The sequence below is a fragment of the Deltaproteobacteria bacterium HGW-Deltaproteobacteria-6 genome (assembly GCA_002840435.1).
In the GTDB taxonomy this organism is placed as follows: Bacteria; Desulfobacterota; Syntrophia; order Syntrophales; family Smithellaceae; genus UBA8904.
On the sequence record PHAT01000001.1, the window covers coordinates 355,696 to 382,197 of the forward strand.

A 26,502-nucleotide genomic window follows, 5' to 3' on the forward strand; every position below is an offset into this window, starting at 1 on the left:
CATCGTGGAAATGAAAATGACGCTTGCATGGAGTTATCTGTTAATCGCCGGATTGCTGGAAATCGGCTGGCCTCTCGGTTTTAAATTATCTCAAACCACGTCTTATAGGGTGCCCTTTATTTTGATGGCGGTAGTCTGCATGGCATTGAGTGGACTCTTTTTGTGGCTGGCGCAACGGGAAATTCCCATTGGCACGGCTTACGCGGTTTGGACGGGAATTGGCGCGGCGGGCACTTTTCTCATCGGCTTGATTGCCTTTCATGATCCCGCATCCATGATGCGGATCTTATCGTTTTTTCTTATTGTTGCGGGTGTTATCGGCTTAAGAATTTCCGCTTGATCACAGTCGGCAGGTGTCCTTACTATTGATCCGGTCAATCTGAAGAGTATGATGTCTCCGAATAGCTTTACACGGACGAAGGCGAATGATATAAAGAACCATGAGAGTCAATAAAAAAGTAAAAATTATAGCGGCAGCATTGATCATCATGGTGCTTGCCGCCCTGGTCATTTTTGCAGTTGTGCGGGGAACCGGCGAAAAAAAGACCAATGTTATAAAAATATTACCTGATCAGGCGGATGTCAGTATCCAGGATTTTGTTTACACGGAAGTCGGCAAGAATAATATCCAGTGGGAAGTGAAAGCAAAAACCGCTCAATATAAAAAAAAGCAGAAGCTCGCCTTATTTGATCAAGTCCAGATAAAACTTACCACGCAGAAAGGTAAAGTCTATATCATGACGGGTGATAAGGGCGAAATGTTGACGGATAAAAAGGATGTTGAAATAAAAGGCCATGTTGTGATCACATCCGATACCGGGGAAAAAGTTCTGACGGATTATCTTCATTACGGCGATGTCCAGAAAATAATCCATACGGACGCCCCCGTTGTCATGGAAAGCAAGCGGATGAAAATACAGGGGGTTGGCATGTCCATTTTCATCAATAAAGGCCATCTGACGCTTTTGTCGAGAGTCAGAGCCGAAATCAGATAATAAGGACAGTTGATGAACATGAAAAAAATATATTTTATTGTATTCTTTATTATATTAACAATAAGTACAGGTGCGTGGGCACAGGTCGGCTTGAATCAGAAAAACAAGTTGAGTAAAAATGAGCCGATTGAACTGGTTGCCGATAAAATGGAAGCTTTTCAGGAAAGCAAGATGGTTGTTTTCTCCGGGAATGCCGTGGCCACGCAAGGCGATATTAAAATGAAATCGGATCGCCTGTCTATCTTCTATAAAAAGTCCCGTGATAAAAAGGAAAAAATCGGGCAGCAGGAGGTTGAAGGGACGGGAGATCTTGATAGAATTGAGGCAACAGGGCATGTTACAATCACGCAAAAAGATATGATGGCGACTGGGAAAAATGCTGTTTATTATCATGATAACGGGCAATTTGTTCTGTCGGGGAATCCCGTATTGCAACAGGGCAATAATGTCATAAAAGGATGCAAAGTTATTTTTTACAGTAATGAAGAGCGGGGTAGAGTTGAACCCTGTGCTCAGGAAAATTCAGGAAGAGTTACCGCGACCATTCATACGCAGAAGAAAAAATTAAAATAAGCAGGGCGGGCGAAAGCCTTCGGACGGATGTAAAATGAGTCATTTATCGGCAAAAGGACTGATTAAAATTTATAATAAAAGAAAAGTGGTCAATCAGATTGATCTGGAAATAACGCCCGGCGAAGTGGTCGGCTTATTGGGACCGAACGGCGCCGGAAAAACAACGACTTTTTATATGATTGTCGGCCTGGTTAAACCGGACGGAGGAGAAATATTTCTGGACGGCGAGGATATCAGCAGATATCCAATGTATAAACGGGCGCGAAAAGGTTTGAATTATCTGCCTCAGGAGCCGTCCATATTCCGCAAACTGACCGTGGAAGAAAATATATTGGCTATTCTGGAAACACTTGATATAAACGAAGAGGAGAGACGGGAAAGGCTGAAAGAACTTCTGGGTGAACTGGACCTCACTGCTCTGGCAAAAAACCACGCTTACTCTCTGTCCGGCGGCGAAAGAAGGAGAGTGGAAATAACAAGGGCTCTGGTCACGTCTCCGAAATATATCCTGCTGGATGAACCTTTTGCGGGCATTGACCCGCTGGCGGTGGCCGATATCCAGAAGATTATAGAAAAATTGAAAAATAAGGGGATCGGAATTATTATTTCCGATCACAATGTCCGGGAAACACTTTGCTGTTGTGACCGGGCTTATATTGTCAATGAGGGAGCGATTCTTGTTCATGGAGAACCGGAAATCATCGCGCAGAGTGAACTGGCCAAAAAGATTTATTTTGGCGAAGATTTCTGTTTATAGAACCGTACGGATATGTGACAGTCAATTATGGCTTTTGAATTAAAACAGAACTTGAAATTGTCCCAGCAGCTGATCATGACGCCGCAATTACAGCAGGCGATTAAGCTTCTGATATTGTCCCGTCAGGAACTTGTGGACACGATCAACCAGGAAATCGAAGAAAATCCCCTCTTGGAAGAAGTAACGCCGGACGATGCCAGCGCCGAGGAAGTGCGGGCTGACGTCGAAGACGATGTTCAGTCGATAGAGAAGGAAGAAAGTAAAGCTCCGGATCATACCGCGGAACTGACCGGCGAAGGCGACGGCCGTGAAGAATTTGACTGGAATAATTATCTGGAGGATTACGGCCCCGTCGGTGTTTCTTATGACAGGGCGGACGGAGATGCGCCGACGCTGGATAACGTTGTAACGGAAAGTCCGTCGCTCGTGGAGCACCTGATGTGGCAGATGAAACTGTCGCCTTTTACCGGGGACGAAGTGCGAGTCGGTTCTCAAATTGTCGGCAACCTCGATCCCAACGGTTACCTGTGCGCGACGCTTACAGAGATTGCCCAGCTGGAAAACGTGAGTGAAGATCAGGTTGAGACTATCTTAAAAAAAGTGCAGGAATTTGATCCCCCCGGTGTGGCTGCCCGTAATCTTCAGGAATGCCTGCTCATTCAGGCCCGAATGTTAACCAAAGAAAATCCTCTTCTGGAAATCATCATCAGAGATCACCTGAAGGATCTGGAACTGAAGAATTATGTGCATATTGCCCGAAAATTAAAGGTTCCCCTTCGGGAGGTGGAAATCGCCGTTCTGCTGATCAGTAAAATGGATCCCCGGCCGGGCGCCATGTATTCGGAAGAAAAAGTTCAATCCATTATTCCCGATGTTTATGTTGTGAAATCGGGAGATGACTATAAAATTATCCTCAACGATGATGGTTTGCCGCGTCTGCGGATCAGCAATTTCTATCGTGAAATCATGGCCGGTGTCGGCGGAAGGGATCATGCGGAAGAAGAAAACGGCAAGAAATATATCCGTGATAAGGTTCAGTCGGCAACCTGGCTCATTAAAAGCATTCAGCAGCGGCAGAAGACCATTTATAAAGTTGCCGAAAGCATTGTCAAGCATCAGCGGGAATTCTTTGACTACGGTATCGATCATCTCAAACCCCTGGTATTGAGAAATATTGCCGATGACGTGGAAATGCATGAATCAACGATCAGTCGTGTTGTGACCAATAAATACATGCATTCTCACCGCGGCATCTTTGAAATGAAATATTTCTTCGGCAGTTCCATTCAGAGGACGTCCGGTGAAAATATCGCCTCGAAAAGCGTCAAAGAGGAAATCAAACATCTTATCGCGAAGGAAAACCCTAAGAAGCCGTACAGCGATTGTGAAATCGTTGATCTGCTGAAGGCCAAGGGCATCGATATTGCCAGGCGGACAGTTGCCAAGTATCGGGAAATGATCGGGATATTGCCGTCATCCAAGAGGAAAAAATATTTTTAAAGTCAATGCCTTAAAATGGCGATTTAAATAATAAAGAGGATAAAATTCCGGTTGACTTTTGGTCTGGTCGCCACTATAGGACTGACCTTTGTTGCCGGTAGTAGGGATGCCTTTCGGGGCATTGGGCGACCTAATTTCATCATGGAGGAAAAATCATGAACATTTCGGTAACTTTCAGGAACAGTGAAGGCGAAAACTGGCAGAAAACGTATGTGGAAGAAAGAATCGAAAAGCTGAAAAAATATCTTGATGTGCCCGCCGAAGCCCACGTTATCATTTCAACCGAAAAATTTCGTAACGTTGTCGAAATAAATTTAAGCGCCAATGGCTGGAATGTAAATGCCAAAGAAGAAGACAAGGATATTCATCTGGCCGTAGACAGCTGTATTGACAAAATTGAAAAACAACTCAAAAAGCAGAAGGAAAAAGTCAGAGAACACAAGGCCAAAAGCATCCGTCACGCGGACAGGAAAACAGCGGAAGAACAGGAAGAAGACGATTATACGGCAAAAGTGGTCGAGACCCGCAAGGTCGTCTTGAAGTTCATGTCGCTCGAAGAAGCGATCCTGGAGCTGGAAGGCAACAAAGCCCATTTTTTAATTTATCGTGATTCGACCTCTGAAAAAGTCAGTCTGGTCCATCGCCTTGACGACGGTAGCTTTGCTCATATTGAAACGAACAGCTAACCGTGTAACCCATTTATATCAAAACCATGGTGTTAAAACCCCATTCCCCGGAACCATCGGGGAATGGGGTAAGTAATGGTATTTCAGATTTCAAGGTCAGGTGTATGCTGCATGCGACTGGATCAAATGTTCAAAATTGAGTATCTCAACGATCATCTCTTATCCCATACCAAAACAGATGTAATGACGGAATTGATTAATGTTCTGATTAAGAGCGGTCTCCCGATTGACGGAAGCAAAGCAATCGATGTACTGCAGCAGAGGGAAAGACTGGGGTCAACAGGAATCGGGGACGGCGTTGCCATTCCTCACGCCAAAGTTCCGGATCTTCAGGAGCTTGTTGTTGCTTTCGGACGCAGTCGAGAGGGAATTGCCTTTGATGCGATTGACGGGAAACCGGTTCAGCTGTTTTTTATGCTGCTGGCTCCGGAGAATTCGACCGGTCAGCATTTAAAAGCCCTGGCCAGGATTTCCAAAATGCTGAAAACACCTAAATTCCGTAAAAAACTTATCGATGCGAAAACAAAAAACGATTTATTCAAGGTGATCGTTGAGCAAGATGAGCCCCGTCCTTCATAAGAAAAGTTTGTCTCATAAGACGGCTACTCTGGAAAATATTTTTCAGGATCGTCTGCCCTTATTGGGAATCCGGGAGATATTTGCAGCGCAAAACTGGAAGAAGAGTTCTGCCAGGCCGCATATCAGGCTCTGCCGGAGCATAGGGAAGGCCCGTTACCGTGAAAATGAAATTATTATTCTGACGCCCGGAGCGCTGGAAAAGCTTATAGCGCTTGCCGATCCGTTGCGTGAGGAATATTTTGCCGGTCTTGCCTTCTGTAAGGCGGCTTTGCTGATTTTTTCCCAATGCATGATCTTGCCGGTTCACCTGAAAAAAAGACTTAAACGTCATCGTCTGCCGGCAGCGGCTTCCGCATTGCATGAATGTCTTCTGGAAAGCCGGATCAAGGCGATCCTTCAGGAAAAAATCAACAAATGTGTTGCTGTGCATGGCATTGCTCTGGAGATTCAGGGCAGGGGGATTCTGATCACCGGGCAAAGCGGAATCGGCAAGACAACCACCGCTATCCGGGCCGCGCAGGAAGGTTGTGTCTGGATTGCCGATGATATCGCGGTCATTAAAAAACAAAATGATAAACTATTGATTTCCGGTCACCGGAAAATCAAAGATTATTTATATACCGGACAGACCGGAATAGTGCCAGTGGATGAAATATTGAGACCGTCAGACATTAAATCCAAAGCAGTGCTGACTGCAATAATCGATGTGATCAGAACGGATACTGATGATGCGTGTTTTGAGCTTGTCGACAAGGATGTTCTGAAAACCAGATTGCCGTGCCTGCGAATAGAGATTCCCCGCACTGGATATTTAAACAAAAATCTGTTAAAAAAAGCGGCACGGAAATTAAGAGGAGTTGCTTAATTGAAAAATCTCCATGTTGTCATTATCACAGGATTATCCGGTTCCGGTAAGAGCACCGCGCTTCGGGCGCTGGAAGACATCGGTTTTTTTTGCGTGGACAATCTCCCCGTTGTTTTATTGCCGAAGTTTCTTTCGATTACCCTCCAGTCTTCGCCGGACATCAAACAGGTGGCGATGGTCATGGATTTACGGGAAAGAAGTTTTGTCGAAAAATACCAGCGTATTTTTGAACGCCTGAAGGAAAAAGGATATAAAATTGAAATCCTTTTTCTGGAAGCCAGTGAAGACTCGCTGCTGCGTAGATTCAGTGAAACAAGGCGCAATCATCCTTTATCCGCAAAGGGTTCCACGATTATGGAAGGAATCCGGCTGGAAGTGGAAAAGCTTTCGCCGCTGAGGCAGTTGGCCGACAAAATCATTGATACGACGACATCCAATGTGCATCAGCTCAAAGATATCGTTCAGAGGCAATTTCTTCCGTCTTCCCGGCAGAAAAAAATGATCGTCAATGTGATGTCATTTGGTTACCGTTACGGGTTGCCGGCGGACGCGGATCTGGTCATTGATGTGAGATTTCTGCCCAATCCCTATTATGTCGAAGACCTGAAGAATTTTGACGGTCATCATCGGGATGTGGAAAAGTACGTCTTAAACAACAAGGAAAGCAAAGATTTTTTAAAGAAAACAATCGATCTGATGAATTTTCTTATTCCTCTTTATGAAAAAGAAGGAAAAGCACGCCTCAACATTGCTCTTGGATGCACAGGCGGCAAGCATCGGTCCGTCGTGATGACCAATCAGTTCAGCTCCCATTTCCAGAAAATGAAACACATGGTTCACACGTCTCACCGGGATATTAACAAAAGCTGAGGTTTAGAGAATAGTAAATTTTGACTGGAGGATAGCGGATGGTCACCCCTGCAGGGCATGTGACCCGCAGGGGTTGAACCGTGAACCTCGAACCTTTAGATCGCCATCTTTTTCATCACGTTGTCTTCAATCCAGTGCGAATCCCACCATTCCTGGGGATTGACAAACTGTCCTCCAACCACAATGCTGAAATGCAAATGGTCGCCGCCGGCCAGACCGGTTAATCCGGAAATGCCGATTCTTTCCTGTTTTTTAACATTTTTCCCGACGGTGACTTCGATAGACGAAAGATGTCCGTACAGACTGAACAATCCCAGACCGTGGTCGATGATAACGGTATTGCCGTAAATGCCCAGCGGACCGGCAAAGACGACGATTCCATGATTGGCGGCTTCAATAGACGCATGTGCGGTCGAGGCTAAATCAACGCCGAGATGCACCGCGTTGCCGTAAGATGTGCCGTTAATCAAATAGGTTCTCTGATCTCCAAACATTGCCGTGGGTTTGGCGTTGCTCATCCGGAGAAATGCACCTTCCCATAATTTCTTGTTGATGGATTTGTTGCAGATGTTTTGAATAGTTTTTGTATTTTCATCGCGCAGAGTTGTATTCACATAAGCAAATACTTCAGCGTTCGTTTTCCCCTGTAGCAGGGAAGTCAATGCCTGAAATTCAGGCATTTTCTGCTGGAGAAAGGAATCTCCCAGATTGACTTTATCGGAGCGGAATTTCTTCGGTTTGATATTGTAAGGCATCGAAATCCTGTTTTCATTGCCTGCTTCATCGCGGGCGAAGATGAAAATTTTTGTTTTGGCATTGGATGCATCCATAGGAAGAGCAAAGTAAGCAACCGATGTCGGTTTGTTGTTAATCAAAATGGTGTGCCCCGGGGAAAATCGGTTATCCACGAAGACGCCTGTCAATACGGTTGGTTTGGACGCGCGATAGGTAATAAAACCGGTGCCGCCCTGGTTGATGTAATTGATCGGATTGAGCACGGCAATTTGCGGGGGTACCGTATCGATCTTGATTTGTGCCGCCAGGATGGCTTCATTTTTAAACAGAGAACAGTCTATAGCGGTTATACTGATAACCGCTGGGCCGTTTTTGAGTTTGAGATCATCGGTATTAATGATGAGTTGAACGGATTTCTGTTTGTGTGTTCTGGACGGGAACGTTTCCTGAAACAGAATATGCGATTTATTATCCTGGATAATTTCCACTTTCAGGCTGGCGAGGCCGCTTGCCGCATCCGTAAGAGTCATCCCGATTTCTTTTTGCCGGCCGATGGCGATGATATCCTGATTCAATTTAATAACCGGTTTTCCCCGATCAAGATAATCGGCAAAATAAAGCCAGCCTGCCGCACCGGCCAGTAAAATAATTATGGCAAACGTTACATAAACGCCTATCCTTTTCATCATACAGCTCCTTGATTTATGATATGAATGAACACGCGGCTGTCATAATGACTTTTAAAGATGTTTGCAAGAAAAATATCCTTTTGCCGGCGTGGCGCTGAAAGACTTTATGCCTTGATCTTGCCGATAAACGCTGTTATATTCTCAAAAAAAACAATAAAGTGATAAAAACCCATGCTGAAAAATAAAAAAATTGTGTTGGGAATTACCGGCGGTATAGCCGCCTATAAAGCAGCGGAGTTGACCCGGGCTCTGATCAAAGCCTATGCAGAGGTCCGGGTGATCATGACCAGGAGCGCAGCCGAGTTTATTACGCCGCTAACCCTGCAAACCCTTTCACAGGGACAGGTTTATACGGATATGTTCACGCCCGCGGATCAATACGACATGGCGCATATCGCGCTGGCTGACTGGGCCGATGCCTTTCTGATTGCGCCGGCCACGGGAAACATCATCGGAAAAATTGCATCCGGCATCGCCGATGATCTCCTCTCCACGACCATTATGGCGCAAAACAAACCAACTTTAATTTGTCCCGCCATGAACGATAAGATGCTGGCCAATCCCGTTGTGCAGGACAACATACGGAAGCTCCGGCAATTCGGCTATGCCGTAATGGAAAGCGGTGTGGGCGAGCTGGCCTGTAAAACATCGGGATCGGGGCGGCTGCCGGAGATTGCGAAAATATTGGACGCCGTTGAATCCCTGCTGACCCCCAAGGATTTTACAGGTGAACGGCTGCTCATCACGGCCGGTCCCACGGAGGAACCGCTTGATCCGGTGCGTTATATCACCAATCTTTCATCGGGGAAAATGGGCTATGCGCTGGCAACGGCCGCACATCATCGCGGAGCAGAAGTAACGCTGATTTCCGGACCGACAAAATTGGCGGCGCCGCCGGTCGAAAGAATCATATATGTGCGCACCGCCCTGGAAATGCACCAGGCCGTGATGAATCATTATTCAAAAGCGACAGTGATTATCAAAGCGGCGGCGGTGGCCGATTACCGGCCAAAATCCATGGCCTCGGAAAAAATAAAAAAGGATAAGGGGCTGCTCTGCGTTGAACTGACGCGTAATCCGGACATTATCGCTGAAATCGGCGCAAAAAAGAAAAAAGGCGTTCTGGTGGGTTTTGCCATGGAGACACAGGATCTGCTGGCCAATGCCCGGCAAAAACTGCTCAAAAAAAATATGGACATGATTGTGGCCAACAGCCTGCGGGAAGAGGGCGCCGGTTTTCAGACAGACACGAATATCATTACGATCATCGATAAAAACGGGAAAACGGTTAAACTTGACAAAATGACCAAAAAAGACGCCGCTCACCGGATTCTTGACCATGTTAAGACATTTTGTAAAAAGAAAGGCCCTCGCGAAAAACAATGACGGAAACCTTATCGCTATCATCATCTGATCAGATACAAAAAGAATTGTTGTCTTTAGTGAAGACCGTCAAAGGACAGGTCCTGAATGCTGAAAATTTGTATGTGGAAGTGGATTGGAAAAAGCCTATGCCGGTGCAGAAGAAGAATAAGACGGTAACAAGAAATCATGAAGAGCAATTAAACAGTCTTGGAAAGAATGTTGCCGGATGTACGCGATGTTCACTGGCCGGGACGAGAAAAAACATTGTTTTCGGCGACGGCAACGCAGAAGCTAAAATTGTCTTTGTAGGAGAGGCGCCGGGTGCGGATGAAGATGAGCAGGGCCTGCCCTTTGTGGGTCGCGCAGGGCAGCTTCTGACCAACATTATCAAAGCGATGGGACTCGAGCGAAAAGACGTTTATATCTGCAATATCCTCAAATGCCGGCCGCCCGGAAACCGCAACCCCCTGCCCGATGAAATCAGGTTATGTGAGCCTTTTTTGAAGCAGCAATTGCAGCTGATATCCCCGCAGATTATCTGCGCGCTGGGGTCCTTCGCCGCGAAAACCCTCTTAAAAACCGAAACGCCGATTACCGCATTGCGCGGGCGTTTTCACACCTATGACGGGATCAAGTTAATGCCAACATACCATCCGGCTTATCTTTTACGGAATCCGTCAGCCAAAAAGCAGGTCTGGGAAGATGTCCAGTTGATCATGAAAGAAATTGAACAAGCTGATCGATCATAAAGTCAGGAAGAGGTGACGTCATGTTCAAAAGAATATGCTTCGTATTACTGCTGATCATCATTGCAACAGCCGGCATGCTCCATGCGCAGGACAAGAAACCTCTTTTTCATGTGATCAACCTGGAAGGCATCATTACCGATCCACAGGCGAAATATGTCGCAGAAAGTCTGGAGGAAGCGCAAAAAGCCGGTGCAACCGGCATGATTATTTTACTGGACACACCGGGCGGTCTGGACACAGCCATGCGGGATGTTGCCAAAAGCATTCTCAATGCGCCGATGCCGGTCATTGTTTATGTCTATCCGTCAGGCGCACGGGCCGCTTCCGCCGGCGTAATTATCGCGCAGGCCGCTCATATCGCCGCTATGGCGCCCGGCACCAACATCGGCGCCGCCCATCCGGTGGCCATCGGCATCGGGGGCCCTGCTGAGATGGACAAAACCATGTCCAGAAAAGTGGAGAATGACGCGGCGGCCTACGCCCGCAGCATTGCCAAAACCCGCGGTCGCAGCGAAGAATGGGTGGAGAAAGCGGTGCGCAAGAGCGAATCGATCACGGCGGATGAGGCTCTGAAATTGAAAGTCATCGATGTTGTGGCTCCTGATATTCAAACCCTTTTAACGGCGATTGATAACAAAGAGGTTACGGTCGCAGGACAAAAAAAGAAGCTGTCCACCGCCAATGCCGTTCTGGACACAAAAAAGATCGGCACACGGCAGGGAATTCTTTCGGCGATATCCAATCCCAACATTGCTTACCTGCTTTTATTGATCGGTCTGGCCGGTCTGTATTTCGAATTTTCCACGCCCGGCGCGATTTTGCCCGGTGTAATCGGCGGGATATCTCTGCTGCTGGCTTTTGTCGGCATATCCGCGCTTCCGGTGAGCTATACAGGCGTATTGCTGATCCTGTTCAGCATTATTTTATTTATTGCGGAGATCAAGATTATGAGCCATGGTATGTTGGCCGTCGGCGGCGTGATATCCCTGGCGCTGGGGTCATTTCTCCTTTTTGACACGCCGGAACCGGCGCTGAGAATCTCTTTGCAGGTTTTGGTTCCGGCTGTACTGGTTGCTTCCGCATTTTTTATCGTCGTCATCTGGCTGGCTGTTAAAGCGCAACTGAGGAAACATTATTCGGGAAAAGAGTCGATGATCGAAGGACAGGGTGAAGCCCAAACGGCCATCGACGGCGAAGGGAAGGTGTTTTACCAGGGAGAATACTGGACGGCCGGGAGTGATCAGTTTATCCCTCAGGGAGCAAAAGTCAGGATTAAAGAGGTTGACGGCCTGAAACTGATTGTTGAAGAAATTAAAGAAAGAAAATAAAATAAATTAATATATAAGGAGGACGCATTATGGTGGGAGCTTTACCTTTACCCCTGCTGGTTGTTGTTGTATTGGTCGTTATGTTTCTGGCTTCGGCGATTAAGGTGCTCAATGAATATGAACGGGCGGTTCTGTTTCGGCTGGGCAGAATTCGTGACATCAAAGGGCCCGGCTTAATCATTATCATTCCCGGTATTGATAAAATTGTCCGGATCGACATGCGGACGATTACCATGGATGTACCCCCTCAGGATGTTATTACCAAAGACAACGTATCGATTAAAGTCAATGCGGTCGTTTATTTCAGAGTTGTGGATGCGAATGCCGCTGTTGTCAATGTCGAGAATTTCCTTTTTGCCACCTCGCAGCTTTCTCAGACAACGCTCCGGAGTGTCTGCGGCCAGATGGAATTGGACGAAATTCTGTCCGAGCGCGAGAAAATCAATCTGCGGCTCCAGGAGATCCTGGATCGCAGCACGGAACCCTGGGGGATCAAAGTATCTCATGTAGAAGTCAAACAAATTGACCTTCCGGAGGAAATGAAACGGGCTATTGCCAAGCAGGCGGAAGCGGAAAGAGAAAGACGGGCGAAGGTCATCAATGCGGAAGGCGAATTTCAGGCCGCCCAGAAGCTGATTGATGCCGCCGCCGTGATGGAAACGCAACCGATGTCGCTGCAATTACGTTATCTGCAGACGTTAAACCAGATCGCCGCGGAAAATAATTCAACAGTCGTATTTCCCATACCCATTGATTTGTTTAAGCCGTTTTTGAAAATGGCGGATAAAGCATAAATCGTTATTCGGTAAGGGGACGAAGGTCCCCTGCCGTCAAAATAAATTTATTTTCAAGGAGAGACTTATGCCAAATGAAAAGAAAAACATTCTTACCGGCGGACTTATTTTAATTACTCTGGGTGTTCTGATCTTTGTCGGCAAAACCACCAGTTGCAGCTTTAGTCAGACCTGGCCGATTCTGCTGATTGTCATCGGTGTCAGCACGCTGATTTACAGAGTTCGGGCCATCGAAGGCTGGTTTGTAGCCACAGTCGGCGTCATTTTTTTAATCATTGAGTTCTATGGTTTTGATCTTTACAAGTATTCTCAGTATATATTGCCGTTTGTTCTGGTTGTGCTGGGTATCTTTGTCATCATGAAACGCCGCAAGCAGTAATGACAGGATCGTCGGCATAAACAATATCATGGTTATTAAACAAAAAAGGGCGCTTATTCTCAGCGATTTTGACGGTACGATCTGTAAGGCGGATATCGGTCATGCGGTCCTTCGTGAATTTACGGGCAAAAGCTGGGATGAACTGGACCGGGAATATGTCAAAGGCACCATGGGTTCGCGCGCCGCTTATGAGAAAATTGCTCCGCTCATTGCCGGCAATCGCGAAAAAATGAAGGAATTTATTCTCGCTCGCGGAAAACTGGCCCGGGGTTTTTCGCCGTTCTATCACCTGTGCGGAAAGAAGAACCTGGACGTAAAAATTGTTTCCGACGGTTTGGATTTTTATATCCGGAGCATCCTGGAGCAGCATGGTTTTCCGGACATTGAATTCTATTCCAATGTGCTGGAATTCGGCGCCGGCGATTCCCTGGCCATCAAATTTCCCGGGATGAATGCCTTATGCGGGCGTTGCGGGACCTGCAAAAACTCGGTATTGCATTCATTTCGCCTGATGTATGAACAGATCATTTATATTGGCGACGGACATTCGGATATATGTCCGTCGCGCTCGGCTGATCTGGTATTTGCCAAAGGGGTTCTTTTGAAAAAATATCGCGAGGAGAATATCCCCTGTATTCCTTTTGAAGATTTCAGCACGATTAATAAATACCTGAAAAATAATTATTGAAACACTCGAGACAAGATCGGAGCCATCATAAAATGTCCATATCAAAAAAAATTAAAGCATCTATTTCACAGTCATCCATGATCAGGAAAATGTTTGAGCAGGGGATCATTCTGAAAAAGAAACATGGCGCTGATAAAGTCTATGATTTCAGTCTGGGAAATCCCAATGTGGATCATCCCGAAGAATTTAAAAAAGAACTCATCTCCGTCGCCGATGAGGAAATTGCGCTGAAACACGGCTATACGCCAAACGCGGGATATCCGGAAACAAGGCAGGCTGTCGCCAAAAAAATAAGCAAAACGAGCGGTTTAAAAATAACAGCCGATCATGTCGTGATGTCCTGCGGGGCGGGCGGCGCGCTCAATGTAATTTTGAAGTCGCTTCTTGATCCGGGCGATGAAGTCATCATTCTCAAACCTTTTTTTGTCGAGTATCCCTTTTACATAGAGAATTATGACGGTGTTGTGAAATATGCATCGACGAAGCCGGATTTTTCTCTGGATATTGACGCCATTTCCAAAGCCATCACCCGGAAGACGAAAGCCATTATCATCAATTCGCCCAACAACCCGACCGGCAGGGTTTACAGCAAAAAAAATATAGAGGACCTTGCCCGATTGCTGAGGGAAAAAAGCCGGGTGCGCCGGAAACCCGTCTATCTGCTGGCCGATGAACCGTATGCCGAAATTGTTTTTGATGGTTTGACGGTGCCCAGTATATTGAAAGCTTACCAAAACAGCATCATTGCTTATTCTTATTCCAAAACATTGTCCTTGCCGGGAGAAAGAATCGGCTACATTGCCGTTCATCCCAAAATTCATGATGCAGATGATTTGGTCAACGCGCTGATTTTATGCACGCGGATTATGGGGTTTGTGAATGCCCCGGCCCTGATGCAGCGGATCGTGGCGAGGCTTCAGCACGTGACCGTTGATGTAGACATCTACCAGAAGAAGCGCGATTTGCTGTGCCGGGGACTGTCGAAAGCCGGTTATCAGTTTATAAAACCGCAGGGCGCTTTTTATTTATTTGTAAAAAGTCCGATTCCTGATGACGTGAAATTCGTTCACATGCTGCTGCAAAAAAACATTCTGGTTGTTCCCGGAAGCGGTTTTGGCTCTCCCGGTTACTTCCGCATCGCCTTCTGCGTTGATGATGCGACGATCGCCAATGCCATGGATGGATTTACCGCGGCATTGAAAGAGTGCAAACAGCATTTGTCCGGGATCAATAAATGATATTCTCAATTTCCCGGATCAGTTGATTCAGCCTTTTGGGTGAAACCGGGTAGGGGGTTTTGAGCTCCTGGGCGAAGAGGGAAACTTTGTATTCCTCGATCATCCAGTAAAGTTCATCCGTTTTATTCTTTTTCTCCGCTGAAGCCATAGGCGCCGTGTTGTCCACGATTTTCTGATGTTGTTTTGCATATATTGCCACATCCTGCAATTTGCTTTCGGTTGCCGCCAGGTTCAGACTGCCGCGCTCGGCCCTGATCGACAGCGCCTTACAATAACGGGGCAAGTCGCGCAGACGATCGAAAGAGTATAGTGCGGGGAAATTAATGGGAATAAGGCCGTGCAATTCCATAAGCGTAGTTTTAAGAAATTTCAACACGGGATTGTTTGTCCGGTTTTTTTGCATCAGCTTTTGCAGTAAATCATATGCATCCGTAAAGCTCTTGATGACCGGTGCTATGGCAGTAATAACCTGCTGTCCATAGGACAGGATTTTCGTGTCGATGGCATTGGCGTGATTGATAAACTCCTCGGGACTGCGCCAGGGTTGATAAAAAAAATCTTTTTTGACACGATCCATGATGGACTGTTCCAACTGCTTGGGATTCCCGATGTTCGCAACCTGAATTTTTAACCCGCCGCCCGGGGCGATATTTTTTTTGAGTTGTTTGAGCTTTTCCGCGAAACGAATATCGTAAAGCGCGGCAACCCCCTGAAGGTGATTTATGGCTGATTCCTGCGGATTGGAAAACAGACGGAGATTGATGACGCCGTCTGTTGCCTGCAGGGCCGGATAGGCGTAGCCCGCCAAACCGTGCTTCCCCATGAGTTCAATATTTTCGGGTAACCGGCCGAAATTCCAGCCGGTAATGTTATTCTTTTCCCATTGACCGCGGTAGGCATCAAGAGAGGTCCGGTGCACCTGTTCGATCAGCTCTTTTTGCAGTTCCCCGATATTCCGGCTATTGGTGACTTCGCTGCCCTGATCATCAATCACACTGTAGCGGATGTTTAAATGCGGCGGTAATTTGTCCAGAGCCCATGAATTAACGGGCACCGTCAGTTGATATTCATGCAGTAAATACTTGCTTAGAGCCATCGGCAGTGAATTCTCCGCAATAGTTTCCCGTTTACTGAATATTTTAGCGATCTGAACGAGAGGCGGCAGCTTTTGTCTGACGTTTTTAGGCAGAGATTTCAGCATATAAAAGACTTTCTCCTGCAGGAGAGACGGCAGATGCTTTTCAATATTTTCCGAAGCGGCCCTGGAAAGCAGTCCAAGAGGAACCGAGACGGTTACGCCATCCTGTGCAAGGCCCGGTTCAAAGCGATAACGGCAAGCCAGGGCGGCGCTGCCGATTTTAATATGATCGGGATATTGATTCAGATCCTGCGGATCGGGATCTTCTGCAATGAAGTCTTCTTCACGGAGACGCAGAAAATCGTCGCTTCCTTTGTCTCTGATCAGTTTCTGTAATGACCGGATGTCCGAAATCAGCGGAAGTCTTTGCTCATAGAGCCGCGCGACCGTTTCTTCATCAACGGCGATGCCGCGCTTTCTCAGCTTGTCTTCCATGGTCTTTATTTTTTCCCACAAAGACAGATTGTGTGTGAGAAAGGGAAGTTTACGTCCGACTTCGCCCATGACCAGCGCTTCGCGGATGAATATCTTTTTGGCTTCCTCCGGGTTGATCCGTTCATAGGCTACCGTTCTTTGTTCAACAATGGTCAAGCCGAACAGGATTACTTTTTCCAGCGCCACAACCTGTCCGCGATTCTTTTCCCAGTGAGCCGCCCACCAGGTATAACGGCAATGATCCCTGCCCAGTTCTTCGAGCCATTCACTTTTGATATTGGCCGCGTTGCGGGCAAAGACTCTGGACGTCAGGCTGATTTCCGAGGCGACAATCCAGTCGCCCCCCTTGTTGAAAAGTCCGGAGCCCGGATAAAGCATCACGTCGCGGCTTTTGGCAGCCGTGTAAAAATTCTTTTCTTTTTTCCGGGCGATGTTGGAAAGGTAGCCGCTGAGAATCGAGCGGTGAATCTTATCGGATATGGTCTGATCAATTTCGATTTTTACGGATTTTCTGTTTTTGTAAATAATGTTTTTGCCGCTGCTGATTTCCAGGATCTGATGATAAATGTCCCGCCATTCCACCATGCGCCGATAGGAAAGAAAATGATCGCGGCAGAATTTTCTTAGCTTGCTTTGCGACTGCATTTTTTCAAGGATATCGGAATAGCGGTTCCAGATCTGCAGGTAAGTGAGAAAATCCGACTCAGGATGCGCAAATTGAGCGTGAGCGGCCGCGGCCTGGTCAATCTTGTCATAAGGGCGTTCTCTGGGGTCCTGGATGCTCAGTGCCGCGGCAATGACGGCTATTTCATTGACGCAGCCTTCTTTTTTGGCTTCAATGATCATCCGGGACACTCTGGGGTCCAGAGGAAATTGGGACATGGTCCGGCCGATATCAGTCAGTTTGTAATGTTCCGCCTCTGTTTCGCTTTCGTCGCGGATCAGCGCGCCCAGATCGCGTAGTATTTCAATGCCGTCGCGGATATTTTTCGGGTGAGGTCGGTCAATAAACGGAAACGACGTGATCAATCCCAGATTTAAAGCCAGCATCCGTAGAATTACCCCGGCCAGATTGGAACGCAGGATTTCCGGTGTCGTATAAAGGGGCCTCTCGGCAAAATCTTCCCGGGAATATAGGCGGATGCAGATGCCGTCCTGAACGCGGCCGCAGCGCCCTTTTCGCTGTTCGGCGCTGCTCTTCGAAACGGGTTTGATCGGCAGTCCGGTAGTCTGACTGCGGGGATTATATTCCAGAATGCGGGCAAGACCGGCGTCAATCACATATTTGATGCCGGGGATCGTCAGGGATGTTTCCGCGATATTCGTCGCTACAATGATTTTCTGCTCGGGGGCGGGATTAAAAACGAGCCGCTGGTTTCCAGCGGAAAGTCTGGCAAATAAAGGCAATACAAGGCCTGAACAACGCTTTCCCAGCCGTTCGCACGTTTCGCGAATGTCCTGTTCCGTGGGTAAAAATATTAAAATATCTTCAAAACGTCTTTCGTTCTGCAAGGCTTCCACGCAGGCCACGACTTCATCAACGTAGGTCGTTTCACCCTTTTCTTCCAGGACGGGATCGATTGGCCGGTAACGCACCTCGACCGGATACATCCGTCCGGAAACTTCAATGACCGGAGCATCTTGAAAGGCCTGGGCAAATTTGGACGTGTCGATCGTGGCGGAGGTGATAATCAGTTTCAGGTCTTTTCTTTTCGCAAGCAGCGTGCGCAGATAGCCTAAAATGAAATCGATGTTGAGGCTGCGTTCATGAGCTTCATCCACGATAATCGTATCGTAAGCCAGTAAGTCACCGTCCTGGGCCGTTTCGGCAAGCAGCATGCCGTCGGTCATGACTTTGATCAGCGGCTCAGTAGACGTTTTCTCCTCAAAGCGGATTTTATAAGATACGGCTTCCCCCACGGTCTGGCCAAGTTCAGAAGCGATGCGCGCGGCGATAGTGACGGCGGCAATCCGCCGGGGCTGAGTCAGGCCGATCATGCCGCGCAGTCCACGGCCTGCCGCGAGGCACATCTTGGGGATTTGGGTTGTCTTGCCTGAGCCCGTTTCGCCGGTAATGACGACGACCTGATTTTTCCTGATGGTATCAATAATCAGTTGTCGTTTGGCTGAAATAGGCAGGTCGGGAGGAAATCCGAAAGCGGGGATGCTCCGTTTTCGATTCTGCACGCGAAGACGGGACATATCATATTTTTTTTGCAGCCCGGCAAGATGATTCCGTATTATTTCCGGCCGCCCGGAAGCCCGGCGGTTTGCGGCTTTGAGCGTCTGCAGAAGATGGTGATAATCGGCAATCATAAGATCATCAGCATGATGCTCAATATGATGGCCAAACCGGTTGAAGGGATTATTCTGGGGCAAGGTATATCTCCCTAGCGCCGCCAGCCGAAATCGATGTTCATATCTTTCGGCGCCTCAAGCTCCACGCCGGTTTCAATGGTCTTCTTCTGCAAAGCGGGCAAATCCAAAATCCAGACAAATTTTGTGTTATCCTTTTCCGACGGCTCGGGATTGTGTTTGAAAGTCAGGATAATTCTTTCATCGCGAACTTGCGGGACCGGTTCTTCAATACGCAGCCTGACGGGAGATTTGCCCGCGTTTTTTGCTTCGATCAGCCATTGCCATTGACGGGTTTGTTTCGTCTGAAAGATTCTGGCAACGCCCGATTTGTCGGCTGTTGTGGAAGCATTGACGGTAATGAAAGGACTGTTGCCGAAATAAATGTCCGCCTCCGTTCCGGCAAGGGAGAATTGTCGTTTGCCGATCATGGCGCCGTCAATAATAAAAGTTGCCTGCCCGGACGGTATTTCGACGGGCTGGGTCAGTTTGATTTGTGCCTGAAGAAAAGCCTGCGGTGACTGACTGGGACGGGCCAGAAAAAGAAATTGAGCAGGCCAGCTCTCTTCTTTTATTTTTAAACGCTGTTGACTTCCCGCCGTTACATTTTTTTTCCCCAGCGACCAGACCGAGTAAGTAGCATGGGTTGTTTCAACCGGAGCTGATTCATCCGGTGCGTTGGACATTTCGGCCATCATCGGCGCGGCGGCTAATTTCTGACGTGCAGATTTTGAATAGACGACGTCTGTTTTCGGTTTGATAATCCACTGGGGCAGTTCCTGAGGCGTGATGGTGCGGATCGGCTGGAGAGTCGCCAGATTGATTTGAGCCAGTTTCCAGTCATCGCCTGAGGATTGCCAGATTTCCGCGTCCCAGGAAAAAAGTATACTCTTGGCGGAGGGGGTGGCTTCCAGCCGGTAAAGGGGGCGCCAGCCGCAGCCGCCCAGCGTGTAGGTATAGTTCAGGTATGAATTGTTTGTCACGGGACCGGACAGGGTGATGGTTGCTTCCCAGACTTTTTCATTTTTCCCGGCAGCCCGGGTTAATTGATCCTGAAGCTCTTTGATCTGTTTGTCGAGTTTTCCCAGCTCTGTTTCGACCGAATATTTTTCAGAATAGATTTTGCGGCTGTTTCTGCCGATGGCCGCTGCCAGATTATCCGCATCAGCGACAGTCTTGGTTTTGGCCTTGGTCTGGGCTTGCCAGAAAAGAAGCTGAATTTCCAGCGCCTGAAGTCTGGCCTGCATTTCTTTTTTATCATTCTGGAGTTTCTTAATTTGTCCGCGCAGGGCGTCGATTCTTTTTTCATCAACCCGTTCAATGGATTTGATCTGTACGTCATCAATTTTTATCCGGCCGGCGGGTGGAGAAACAATCAGGGATTCCGGGTCGGCCTGTGACGGTAAAATAATGATTGCCTTATTGGTATCGGCTGATTGCGAAGGTATTTTTACCGTTTCTTCCAGTCTGGCTGAATCGGGAAAGAAGGTGACTTCTTTAACCATGCCCGAAGATACATCAGGCGTCATCAGGCAAAAAATGAAAGTGACCGGCAATGCCACTGCGAATGCAAGCAGCTTTTTAGATAGAAACATATGATTGTCCTTTCCTTTACATATTCATGCTTTTTTTGATTTTGACGGCAATTTTCCGTACTTCATTCATGACTTCGTTTTCATTGATTGTTAACAGCCGGCGATCTTCCATGACCACCCGGCCGTTGATGACGACACCATCAACATCCGCGCCGCCTGCCGCGTAAACCAGATGGGAATATTCATTGTAGAGCGGTGTCAGATGCGGTTTGTTCAGGTCCAGAATAATGATGTCCGCTTTTTTGCCGGCTTCCAGCGAGCCTGCCAGATGCCCCATCCCCAGAGCCCTGGCGCCGTTGATGGTTGCCATGCGCACGACCGTTTGCGCGTCCATGACGGTTGGATCAAGCCTCGCGACTTTATGAAGTTTGGCCGCCGTGGACATTTCCCTGATCATATCCAGTGTGTTGTTGCTGGCGCAGCCATCCGTGCCCAAACCCACGGTAATACCGGCCTTGAGCATTTCCGGCACCGGAGCCACGCCGCTGGCCAGTTTCATGTTGCTGGCCGGATTGTGGGAGACTTTACAGCCATGATCCGCAAACAGCTTGATGTCATCTGCCGAAAAGTCAACGCAGTGAAAAGCAAGCAGTCTTTCGTTGAGGCAGCCGGTTTCTTTCAGGAAGGCGACCGCGCTTTTCCCGAATTTATCCCGAAGCTGACGAAGCTCCGATTGATTTTCCAGAAGGTGAACGCCCAGCATCAGGTGATAATCATCGGCGATTTTCTTCGCGTCCCTAAGCAGGGCAGGCGAACACGTGTAAAGAGCATGAGGTTCAACAATAATGTTAACCAGTGGATCGTTTTGCCATTTTTCAGCAAGCATGCGCGTGTAAGCAAGTCCTTCATCCGGGTTCTTGCAGCTCGGGGAAGGAAAATCAAAAAGCACTTCGCCGAGCAGACAGCGCAAGCCTGCTTCTTTTGCCGCCCGGGCCGTTTCGTCTTCGAAGATATACATATCGCAGAAGGTTGTTGTGCCGGATTTGATCATTTCCGCGCAGGCCAGGAGCGATCCCCAGTAGGCAAGATGGGGATTGACGTTTTTCGCTTCGGCGGGGAAAATATAGTTGTTGAGCCAGTTCATCAGTTCCAGGTCATCCGCGATGCCGCGGAAGCAGGTCATGGCTGCATGGGTATGGCAGTTGACAAGGCCCGGCATGATCAGGGAGTCTTCCGCGTTCATGGTTTTTTTGGCCGTATATTTTGACTGAAGGGCTTCTTTTTTGCCGATGTCCAGAATCGATGATGCGCTAATTGCGATGGCGGCGTTTTCCAGACAGGTGTTATTATTATCCATCAGCAGGGCTTTCCCGCCGTAAATAATAAGGTCAATGTCTTGCATGCGTTTGTCCTTTCGATTATATAGTTGATGCTTATCACAAAACAAAGATGCGCTTCAAGACACAAAAAAGATATTATTCCCGGCGATGACAATAGCAGCTACAAATCCTTGACACGCCAAATTAAAAATAATATAAGCCGCACAGTTTCTTCAGTGATTTGACCATTGGGCCTGGGTGGCGGAACTGGTAGACGCAAGGGACTTAAAATCCCTCGGTCCTTGCGGCTGTGTGGGTTCAATTCCCACCCCAGGTACCAATTTAAAACAATAGGTTGCAGCCTTTCAGGTTGCAACCTATTGTTTTGTTGTCTGTCTGGCAGGTCGTTTGCCCCCCCCGCTTCTTAAATTCAGGTTGTTTTTCCTTTGTTGAACGATCTTACTTTCCTCTGACTCATCCTCATAAACCTCAGCTTAGGCATCAGTATTGGCGCCGATCAGGTCCAGGAAGAAAAAGTTGTCAAAACTCGACATTTTAGGGTAGTTTCCAGATAGGCGAACTTGTTGAATATCTTGATCCCTCTTCACCATAGTCTGCCTTTACTATTGACTGGCGGACTGTTCGTGTGCAGACTATAAAGAGATTAATGCGCTGGGATTGATATGAACGAAGAGAAATTTCAATCAGACGAAAATGTTGCCGAAAAAGAGAGGCAGGAGACTAAAGAGCCTTCACTCTATCGGGTCATCATTCTTAACGATGACTATACCACCATGGAGTTTGTCATCCAGGTGTTGGAAACTGTTTTCCACAAATCGCCTGCCGAGGCCACCCAGATCATGCTGAGTGTGCATAAAAAGGGGGCAGGCCTTTGCGGCGTATATACGCGTGAAATTGCCGAGACAAAAGTAGCCGTGGTGCATGAAATGGCGGCCGAAAATCAATTCCCGCTGAAATGTGTGATGGAGAAAGAATGATCAATAAAGAATTGAGTCTGGCGCTGGATGCGATTATCAAAGATGCAAAAAACCGCCGGCATGAGTATCTTACCGCCGAACATATCCTGTTTGCGCTCATCCATGACGAACTGGGCATCAACATCATCACAGGCTGCGGCGGCAATGTCGGCAGTATCAAGGAGAAAATCGAGACATTCTTCGCAAAGAATATACCTTTACTGCCTCCCGGCAAGACATCAAACCCTGTGCCTGCGCTCGGATTCCAGAGGGTTATTCAGCGGGCTATCATTCATGTGCAATCCGCTGAAAAGACGGAGGTGGAGGCGGGTGACCTGCTTGCGGCGCTTTATGAAGAATCCGATTCCTTTGCCGCGCATTTCCTTGAGCAGGAAGGCATCTCGCGTCTTGATGTGCTGAATTACATATCCCACGGCGGCGCAGATTTTGCCAAAGACGACCCAAGCGGAGCGCCGTTCGAAGAACCGGTGCGCAAAACAGACCCCGGCCAGACAGAGCCGCAGCGGCCCGTTTCCAAAGATCCCTTGAAACTTTATACCGTTAACCTGATTAAAAAAGCCGCCGCGGGGGAGATTGACCCGCTGGTAGGCCGTGAAGACGAGCTGAAACGCACCATACAGGTGCTCTGCCGGCGCCGGAAAAACAATATTGTGTTTGTCGGCGAACCGGGCGTCGGCAAGACCGCTCTGGTAGAAGGTCTGGCGCTGAATATCCACAGTGGTTCCGTTCCTGATCCGATTCAGAACACGGTCATTTACGCGCTCGACATGGGATCACTGCTTGCCGGCACAAAATACCGGGGCGATTTCGAGGCGCGCCTGAAGGCCACTATCCGGGAACTCGAAAAGATTCCCGGCTGTATCCTCTTCATTGATGAGATTCACACGATCGTGGGAGCAGGAGCTACAAGCGGCGGTTCGATGGATGCATCGAATATATTGAAGCCCGCGCTGAATTCCGGGAAACTGCGCTGCATCGGCGCCAGCACGTATGAGGAATTCAAAAACCATTTTGATCGCGACCGCGCCCTTTCGAGGCGGTTCCAGAAGATAGAAATATTTGAGCCCACCATAGAAGAAACAATTGATATATTGAAAGGTCTGCGCTCCTATTACGAGGATTTTCACGGCGTCGGTTATACGGACGCTGCGATCAAGGCTGCGGCTGTTCTCTCTGCAAAATATATCAACGATAAATTCATGCCGGACAAGGCCATTGACGTGATCGACGAGGCAGGTGCGACAAGAAAGCTGCAACCCTCCGGCAAAAGCAAACCTGTGGTCGGGGTAAAGGAGATCGAACGCATCGTCGCGCATATCGCCAAGATACCTTCCATAAACGTATCCGCGTCCGACACGGAAAAATTGAAGGATCTTGAACCGGAGCTCAAAGCCGCGGTCTTTGGACAGGACAGCGCCATCCATTCGCTTGTATCGGCCATCAAGAGATCGCGTGCAGGACTAGGCGCTCCCGAGAAGCCGATCGGCTCCTTCCTTTTTACGGGGCCCACGGGTGTCGGCAAAACCGAAGTCTCCAAGCAGATGGCCAATGTGCTTGGTGTACAATTCATCCGTTTCGACATGAGCGAATATATGGAAAAGCATGCGGTGGCCAGGTTGATCGGCGCGCCTCCGGGCTATGTCGGCTTTGAACAGGGCGGCATGCTGACCGATGCGATCAGGAAGCATCCATACTCCGTGTTGCTGCTCGATGAGATTGAAAAAGCACACCCGGATATATTCAGCATATTGCTGCAAGTGATGGATTACGCCACACTGACGGATAACAACGGGAAGAAGGCTGACTTCCGGAATGTCATCCTCATTATGACCTCCAATGCCGGAGCAAAGGCGATGGACATAGGGACCATAGGATTCGGTGACAGAAAAGACGATGCCAGATCAAAAGGCGGCGATGCGATAAAGAAGCTCTTTAACCCGGAATTCAGGAATCGGCTTGACGCAGTCATTACCTTCAATCCGCTTACCTCCGAAGTCATGAAAATGGTCGTCGACAAGTTTATTAATGACCTGGCGGGACAGCTTGAAGGGAAAAAGGTAGCAATGGACTTAACCGGTGCTGCCAGAGACTGGCTGGCTGAAAAGGGGTATGATGATAAATTCGGAGCAAGGCCTCTGGCCAGACTCATTCAGACGGAGATTAAGGATGCGCTATCCGAGGAGCTGCTCTTCGGCAGATTGAAAAAGGGCGGCAGCGTAACAGTCGACCTTAAAGAGGGAAAGCTGGATTTAGTGTATCGTGTTCCCGATTAAACCAATAACATGACCGTTTATAAATTGACCCGGAAACTTGTTTTTCCACCGCCGGAACTGGCCGACGACGACGGCCTGCTGGCGATTGGCGGCGACTTGAGCGTTGACCGGTTGGTGCTCGCTTATTCAATGGGGATCTTCCCGTGGTACTCGGAAAAGAATCCCATCCTCTGGTGGTCGCCTGACCCGCGCCTCATCTTATTTCCCGCGGAGCTGAAGGTCTCGCGCAGCCTACGACAGACCATTAAAAAAGGCCTTTACCGCGTTACGACCAATACGGCCTTTGAAGAGGTTATCAGAAGTTGTGCCACCATCACCAGAAAGGGAGAGAAAGGCACCTGGATAACCACTGATATGATTGAGGCTTATATCAGGCTGCACAGGGCCGGTTATGCCCACTCTGTCGAGGCATGGGACGGCGATGACCTTGCCGGTGGCTTCTATGGCGTTATCATGAACAAAGCCTTTTTCGGGGAATCGATGTTCGCAAAAAAGAACGACGCATCAAAGGTCGCCTTTGCCACATACGCCTTACAGCTTGCTGACAGAGGCTTTGAACTGATCGACTGCCAGGTGACAACAGAGCATATGAAAAGATTCGGCGCGAGAGAAATTTCACGCGCCGAATTCATGAAGAATCTTAAAAAAGCGCTTCATTAATCCTCTGGTCTTTTTATTCCACTACCGGGGGATGGGCCACTGTTTCGGAGTCTTGAGGGGCGGGGTAATGAGCAAAAATGAGAATCAACCGTGAAGATTGCTCGCGGGATGCTCATTCCAACAGGCGAAGGCTGAAAATTTATGCCTTCAAAACTAATCGAAAATACGGTATGTTTCATCCGGCATGCCTATTGCCGCTATTCATATATAAACGATACAGTAAGATAAACGGGCAGTCTCCTCTATCTTACTGTCCCCGGGCATCCTAAAAAAGCTTTTATGAATGGACACTAACATCAGATGAAACATATTCACCACCACAGACCATGGTGGGGTTATGTGGAGGTCGCGGATTAGGTAAAACCTTCATACTTGCAGGAAATTCATTTTCGTCTTTGATTAAAATTAATGAAAAGGATTCGGTTGAATGAATGTCTGCATTGCCGTTAAATACAGCGGCTGAAAAACAAGAAGTCTGATGGAGGCATCTTGCAGGTCATAGTTTATTGGAAAATACGTCCAGTATTAAGATAGAAGGCACTGATGGATCAGAGAGGAAAAATACAAGGGAGGCTTCTATGAAAAGGGGTACGAACATCGGCGTTGTTATGACATTTATTATGGTGATCGGTTTTGCAACACAGGCAGGCGCGGTAGGGCTCACTTTTGCCAACACCAGCGAGCTTCCAAATAATGCCGTGAAGTATCGTGCATATATGTCGGTTCTGTGTGAGGGGCAGGAATGGAACTTTGCTCCAAACGATACAAAAACGATAAACAGTTGCGGTGTCCACCGCATCGGCGTTTACATTTCCCCCGTTGGTACATGGACCGATAAGTGCTGTGCCGTCAAAGTCCCCAGCCACAGTGATGCGAATTTCCGTGTCACATTTGACGGAAATCTCAAGGTCCATTATGAAGGCAGCGGGGATAATCCGCCCCGGAACGACTATTCCTGCACGCCCAAAGTGGGCAGCTGTGTTTGGTGAAAGGAGCAGC

24 protein-coding genes and 1 tRNA gene are annotated in these 26,502 nt (G+C 48.1%); 21 read left to right on the plus strand and 4 right to left on the minus strand.

Annotated elements, in window-relative coordinates; genetic code table 11:
* Positions 1 to 16: 16 nt before the first annotated feature.
* The 9 genes from CVU71_01590 (at position 17) to CVU71_01630 (ending at position 6,825) form a co-directional block, all read left to right on the plus strand.
* Complete coding sequence (locus CVU71_01590; protein ID PKN21034.1) at positions 17 to 340, plus strand: hypothetical protein; 324 nt, start codon at positions 17 to 19, stop codon at positions 338 to 340.
* A 100-nt stretch (positions 341 to 440) separates the two neighbouring features.
* Positions 441 to 995 (plus strand): LPS export ABC transporter periplasmic protein LptC, encoded by a 555-nt coding sequence (lptC, locus tag CVU71_01595; GenBank protein ID PKN20510.1) that lies wholly within the window; start codon positions 441 to 443, stop codon positions 993 to 995.
* Positions 996 to 1,007: 12 nt separating this feature from the next.
* A complete protein-coding gene (gene lptA, locus CVU71_01600; protein ID PKN20511.1) occupies positions 1,008 to 1,568 on the plus strand; it encodes a lipopolysaccharide transport periplasmic protein LptA in 561 nt (186 codons plus the stop codon).
* Positions 1,569 to 1,602: 34 nt separating this feature from the next.
* Positions 1,603 to 2,325, plus strand: coding sequence for an LPS export ABC transporter ATP-binding protein (gene lptB / locus CVU71_01605; GenBank protein ID PKN20512.1), 723 nt, complete (start codon positions 1,603 to 1,605; stop codon positions 2,323 to 2,325).
* 27 nt (positions 2,326 to 2,352) lie between these two features.
* Positions 2,353 to 3,825 carry an RNA polymerase sigma-54 factor gene (gene rpoN, locus CVU71_01610; protein ID PKN20513.1) on the plus strand — a complete coding sequence of 491 codons (1,473 nt, stop codon included), beginning with the start codon at positions 2,353 to 2,355 and terminating at the stop codon, positions 3,823 to 3,825.
* Positions 3,826 to 3,980: 155 nt separating this feature from the next.
* A complete protein-coding gene (raiA, locus tag CVU71_01615; protein ID PKN20514.1) occupies positions 3,981 to 4,511 on the plus strand; it encodes a ribosomal subunit interface protein in 531 nt (176 codons plus the stop codon).
* Positions 4,512 to 4,622: 111 nt separating this feature from the next.
* The gene (locus CVU71_01620) at positions 4,623 to 5,090 is read left to right on the plus strand and encodes a PTS fructose transporter subunit IIA (protein ID PKN20515.1); all 468 of its coding nucleotides are present in this window, start codon (positions 4,623 to 4,625) and stop codon (positions 5,088 to 5,090) included.
* On the plus strand, positions 5,071 to 5,955 hold the full coding sequence (locus tag CVU71_01625; protein PKN20516.1) for a hypothetical protein: 885 nt from the start codon (positions 5,071 to 5,073) through the stop codon (positions 5,953 to 5,955). Before CVU71_01620 ends, CVU71_01625 begins: the two co-directional genes overlap by 20 nt.
* The gene (locus CVU71_01630; GenBank protein PKN20517.1) at positions 5,956 to 6,825 is read left to right on the plus strand and encodes an RNase adapter RapZ; all 870 of its coding nucleotides are present in this window, start codon (positions 5,956 to 5,958) and stop codon (positions 6,823 to 6,825) included. It begins immediately after the preceding gene.
* A 95-nt stretch (positions 6,826 to 6,920) separates the two neighbouring features.
* Here CVU71_01630 and CVU71_01635 read toward each other — a convergent pair whose 3' ends face one another.
* A complete protein-coding gene (locus tag CVU71_01635) occupies positions 6,921 to 8,249 on the minus strand; it encodes a peptidase M23 (GenBank protein PKN20518.1) in 1,329 nt (442 codons plus the stop codon).
* A 171-nt stretch (positions 8,250 to 8,420) separates the two neighbouring features.
* Here CVU71_01635 and coaBC point away from each other — a divergent pair, with 171 nt between their 5' ends.
* From coaBC to CVU71_01670, 7 genes are all read left to right on the plus strand, one after another.
* Positions 8,421 to 9,635, plus strand: coding sequence for a bifunctional phosphopantothenoylcysteine decarboxylase/phosphopantothenate--cysteine ligase CoaBC (coaBC, locus tag CVU71_01640; GenBank protein ID PKN20519.1), 1,215 nt, complete (start codon positions 8,421 to 8,423; stop codon positions 9,633 to 9,635).
* A 125-nt stretch (positions 9,636 to 9,760) separates the two neighbouring features.
* Positions 9,761 to 10,363 (plus strand): hypothetical protein, encoded by a 603-nt coding sequence (locus CVU71_01645; protein ID PKN21035.1) that lies wholly within the window; start codon positions 9,761 to 9,763, stop codon positions 10,361 to 10,363.
* A gap of 20 nt (positions 10,364 to 10,383) precedes the next feature.
* On the plus strand, positions 10,384 to 11,691 hold the full coding sequence (locus CVU71_01650) for a serine protease (protein ID PKN20520.1): 1,308 nt from the start codon (positions 10,384 to 10,386) through the stop codon (positions 11,689 to 11,691).
* A gap of 29 nt (positions 11,692 to 11,720) precedes the next feature.
* The gene (locus CVU71_01655) at positions 11,721 to 12,485 is read left to right on the plus strand and encodes a hypothetical protein (protein PKN20521.1); all 765 of its coding nucleotides are present in this window, start codon (positions 11,721 to 11,723) and stop codon (positions 12,483 to 12,485) included.
* 67 nt (positions 12,486 to 12,552) lie between these two features.
* Entirely contained in the window at positions 12,553 to 12,864 is a 312-nt protein-coding gene (locus CVU71_01660; protein PKN20522.1) for a hypothetical protein, read from the plus strand.
* Between the two features lie 28 nt (positions 12,865 to 12,892).
* Positions 12,893 to 13,552 carry a hypothetical protein gene (locus tag CVU71_01665; protein ID PKN20523.1) on the plus strand — a complete coding sequence of 220 codons (660 nt, stop codon included), beginning with the start codon at positions 12,893 to 12,895 and terminating at the stop codon, positions 13,550 to 13,552.
* A 32-nt stretch (positions 13,553 to 13,584) separates the two neighbouring features.
* Positions 13,585 to 14,790 (plus strand): aspartate aminotransferase, encoded by a 1,206-nt coding sequence (locus CVU71_01670; protein PKN20524.1) that lies wholly within the window; start codon positions 13,585 to 13,587, stop codon positions 14,788 to 14,790.
* Here the strand turns inward: CVU71_01670 and hrpA are convergent.
* Genes hrpA through CVU71_01685 form a run of 3 tightly spaced genes read right to left on the minus strand, consistent with a single transcriptional unit; the run spans position 14,780 to position 21,655 of the window.
* Complete coding sequence (gene hrpA / locus CVU71_01675) at positions 14,780 to 18,742, minus strand: ATP-dependent RNA helicase HrpA (protein ID PKN20525.1); 3,963 nt, start codon at positions 18,740 to 18,742, stop codon at positions 14,780 to 14,782. The genes CVU71_01670 and hrpA overlap by 11 nt on opposite strands.
* Positions 18,743 to 18,753: 11 nt before the next feature.
* The gene (locus CVU71_01680) at positions 18,754 to 20,313 is read right to left on the minus strand and encodes a hypothetical protein (GenBank protein PKN20526.1); all 1,560 of its coding nucleotides are present in this window, start codon (positions 20,311 to 20,313) and stop codon (positions 18,754 to 18,756) included.
* A gap of 16 nt (positions 20,314 to 20,329) precedes the next feature.
* The gene (locus CVU71_01685) at positions 20,330 to 21,655 is read right to left on the minus strand and encodes an S-adenosylhomocysteine deaminase (GenBank protein ID PKN20527.1); all 1,326 of its coding nucleotides are present in this window, start codon (positions 21,653 to 21,655) and stop codon (positions 20,330 to 20,332) included.
* 169 nt (positions 21,656 to 21,824) lie between these two features.
* Between CVU71_01685 and CVU71_01690 the strand changes: the two genes are divergently transcribed.
* From CVU71_01690 to CVU71_01710, 5 genes are all read left to right on the plus strand, one after another.
* A tRNA-Leu gene (locus CVU71_01690) sits at positions 21,825 to 21,912 on the plus strand.
* A gap of 343 nt (positions 21,913 to 22,255) precedes the next feature.
* Positions 22,256 to 22,570, plus strand: coding sequence for an ATP-dependent Clp protease adapter ClpS (locus tag CVU71_01695; protein PKN20528.1), 315 nt, complete (start codon positions 22,256 to 22,258; stop codon positions 22,568 to 22,570).
* Complete coding sequence (gene clpA / locus CVU71_01700; GenBank protein ID PKN20529.1) at positions 22,567 to 24,843, plus strand: ATP-dependent Clp protease ATP-binding subunit ClpA; 2,277 nt, start codon at positions 22,567 to 22,569, stop codon at positions 24,841 to 24,843. The genes CVU71_01695 and clpA overlap by 4 nt, the downstream gene beginning before the upstream one ends.
* Positions 24,844 to 24,852: 9 nt before the next feature.
* Positions 24,853 to 25,503, plus strand: coding sequence for a leucyl/phenylalanyl-tRNA--protein transferase (locus CVU71_01705; GenBank protein PKN20530.1), 651 nt, complete (start codon positions 24,853 to 24,855; stop codon positions 25,501 to 25,503).
* Positions 25,504 to 26,081: 578 nt separating this feature from the next.
* The gene (locus CVU71_01710) at positions 26,082 to 26,492 is read left to right on the plus strand and encodes a hypothetical protein (protein ID PKN20531.1); all 411 of its coding nucleotides are present in this window, start codon (positions 26,082 to 26,084) and stop codon (positions 26,490 to 26,492) included.
* Positions 26,493 to 26,502: the final 10 nt, after the last annotated feature.

What these genes read in the sequence shown, in the direction of transcription:
- CVU71_01670 (PKN20524.1), top strand. Translation starts at nt 13,585, where the DNA reads ATGTCCATATCAAAAAAAATTAAAGCATCTATTTCACAGTCATCCATG.
- CVU71_01680 (PKN20526.1), bottom strand. Translation starts at nt 20,313, where the DNA reads ATGTTTCTATCTAAAAAGCTGCTTGCATTCGCAGTGGCATTGCCGGTC.
- lptC (PKN20510.1), top strand. Translation starts at nt 441, where the DNA reads ATGAGAGTCAATAAAAAAGTAAAAATTATAGCGGCAGCATTGATCATC.
- CVU71_01705 (PKN20530.1), top strand. Translation starts at nt 24,853, where the DNA reads ATGACCGTTTATAAATTGACCCGGAAACTTGTTTTTCCACCGCCGGAA.
- CVU71_01685 (PKN20527.1), bottom strand. Translation starts at nt 21,655, where the DNA reads ATGCAAGACATTGACCTTATTATTTACGGCGGGAAAGCCCTGCTGATG.
- CVU71_01655 (PKN20521.1), top strand. Translation starts at nt 11,721, where the DNA reads ATGGTGGGAGCTTTACCTTTACCCCTGCTGGTTGTTGTTGTATTGGTC.
- CVU71_01625 (PKN20516.1), top strand. Translation starts at nt 5,071, where the DNA reads ATGAGCCCCGTCCTTCATAAGAAAAGTTTGTCTCATAAGACGGCTACT.
- CVU71_01660 (PKN20522.1), top strand. Translation starts at nt 12,553, where the DNA reads ATGCCAAATGAAAAGAAAAACATTCTTACCGGCGGACTTATTTTAATT.
- CVU71_01650 (PKN20520.1), top strand. Translation starts at nt 10,384, where the DNA reads ATGTTCAAAAGAATATGCTTCGTATTACTGCTGATCATCATTGCAACA.
- CVU71_01710 (PKN20531.1), top strand. Translation starts at nt 26,082, where the DNA reads ATGAAAAGGGGTACGAACATCGGCGTTGTTATGACATTTATTATGGTG.
- CVU71_01695 (PKN20528.1), top strand. Translation starts at nt 22,256, where the DNA reads ATGAACGAAGAGAAATTTCAATCAGACGAAAATGTTGCCGAAAAAGAG.
- CVU71_01590 (PKN21034.1), top strand. Translation starts at nt 17, where the DNA reads ATGACGCTTGCATGGAGTTATCTGTTAATCGCCGGATTGCTGGAAATC.
- lptA (PKN20511.1), top strand. Translation starts at nt 1,008, where the DNA reads ATGAACATGAAAAAAATATATTTTATTGTATTCTTTATTATATTAACA.
- coaBC (PKN20519.1), top strand. Translation starts at nt 8,421, where the DNA reads ATGCTGAAAAATAAAAAAATTGTGTTGGGAATTACCGGCGGTATAGCC.
- CVU71_01620 (PKN20515.1), top strand. Translation starts at nt 4,623, where the DNA reads ATGCGACTGGATCAAATGTTCAAAATTGAGTATCTCAACGATCATCTC.
- lptB (PKN20512.1), top strand. Translation starts at nt 1,603, where the DNA reads ATGAGTCATTTATCGGCAAAAGGACTGATTAAAATTTATAATAAAAGA.
- CVU71_01645 (PKN21035.1), top strand. Translation starts at nt 9,761, where the DNA reads ATGCCGGTGCAGAAGAAGAATAAGACGGTAACAAGAAATCATGAAGAG.
- CVU71_01665 (PKN20523.1), top strand. Translation starts at nt 12,893, where the DNA reads ATGGTTATTAAACAAAAAAGGGCGCTTATTCTCAGCGATTTTGACGGT.
- rpoN (PKN20513.1), top strand. Translation starts at nt 2,353, where the DNA reads ATGGCTTTTGAATTAAAACAGAACTTGAAATTGTCCCAGCAGCTGATC.
- raiA (PKN20514.1), top strand. Translation starts at nt 3,981, where the DNA reads ATGAACATTTCGGTAACTTTCAGGAACAGTGAAGGCGAAAACTGGCAG.
- clpA (PKN20529.1), top strand. Translation starts at nt 22,567, where the DNA reads ATGATCAATAAAGAATTGAGTCTGGCGCTGGATGCGATTATCAAAGAT.
- CVU71_01635 (PKN20518.1), bottom strand. Translation starts at nt 8,249, where the DNA reads ATGATGAAAAGGATAGGCGTTTATGTAACGTTTGCCATAATTATTTTA.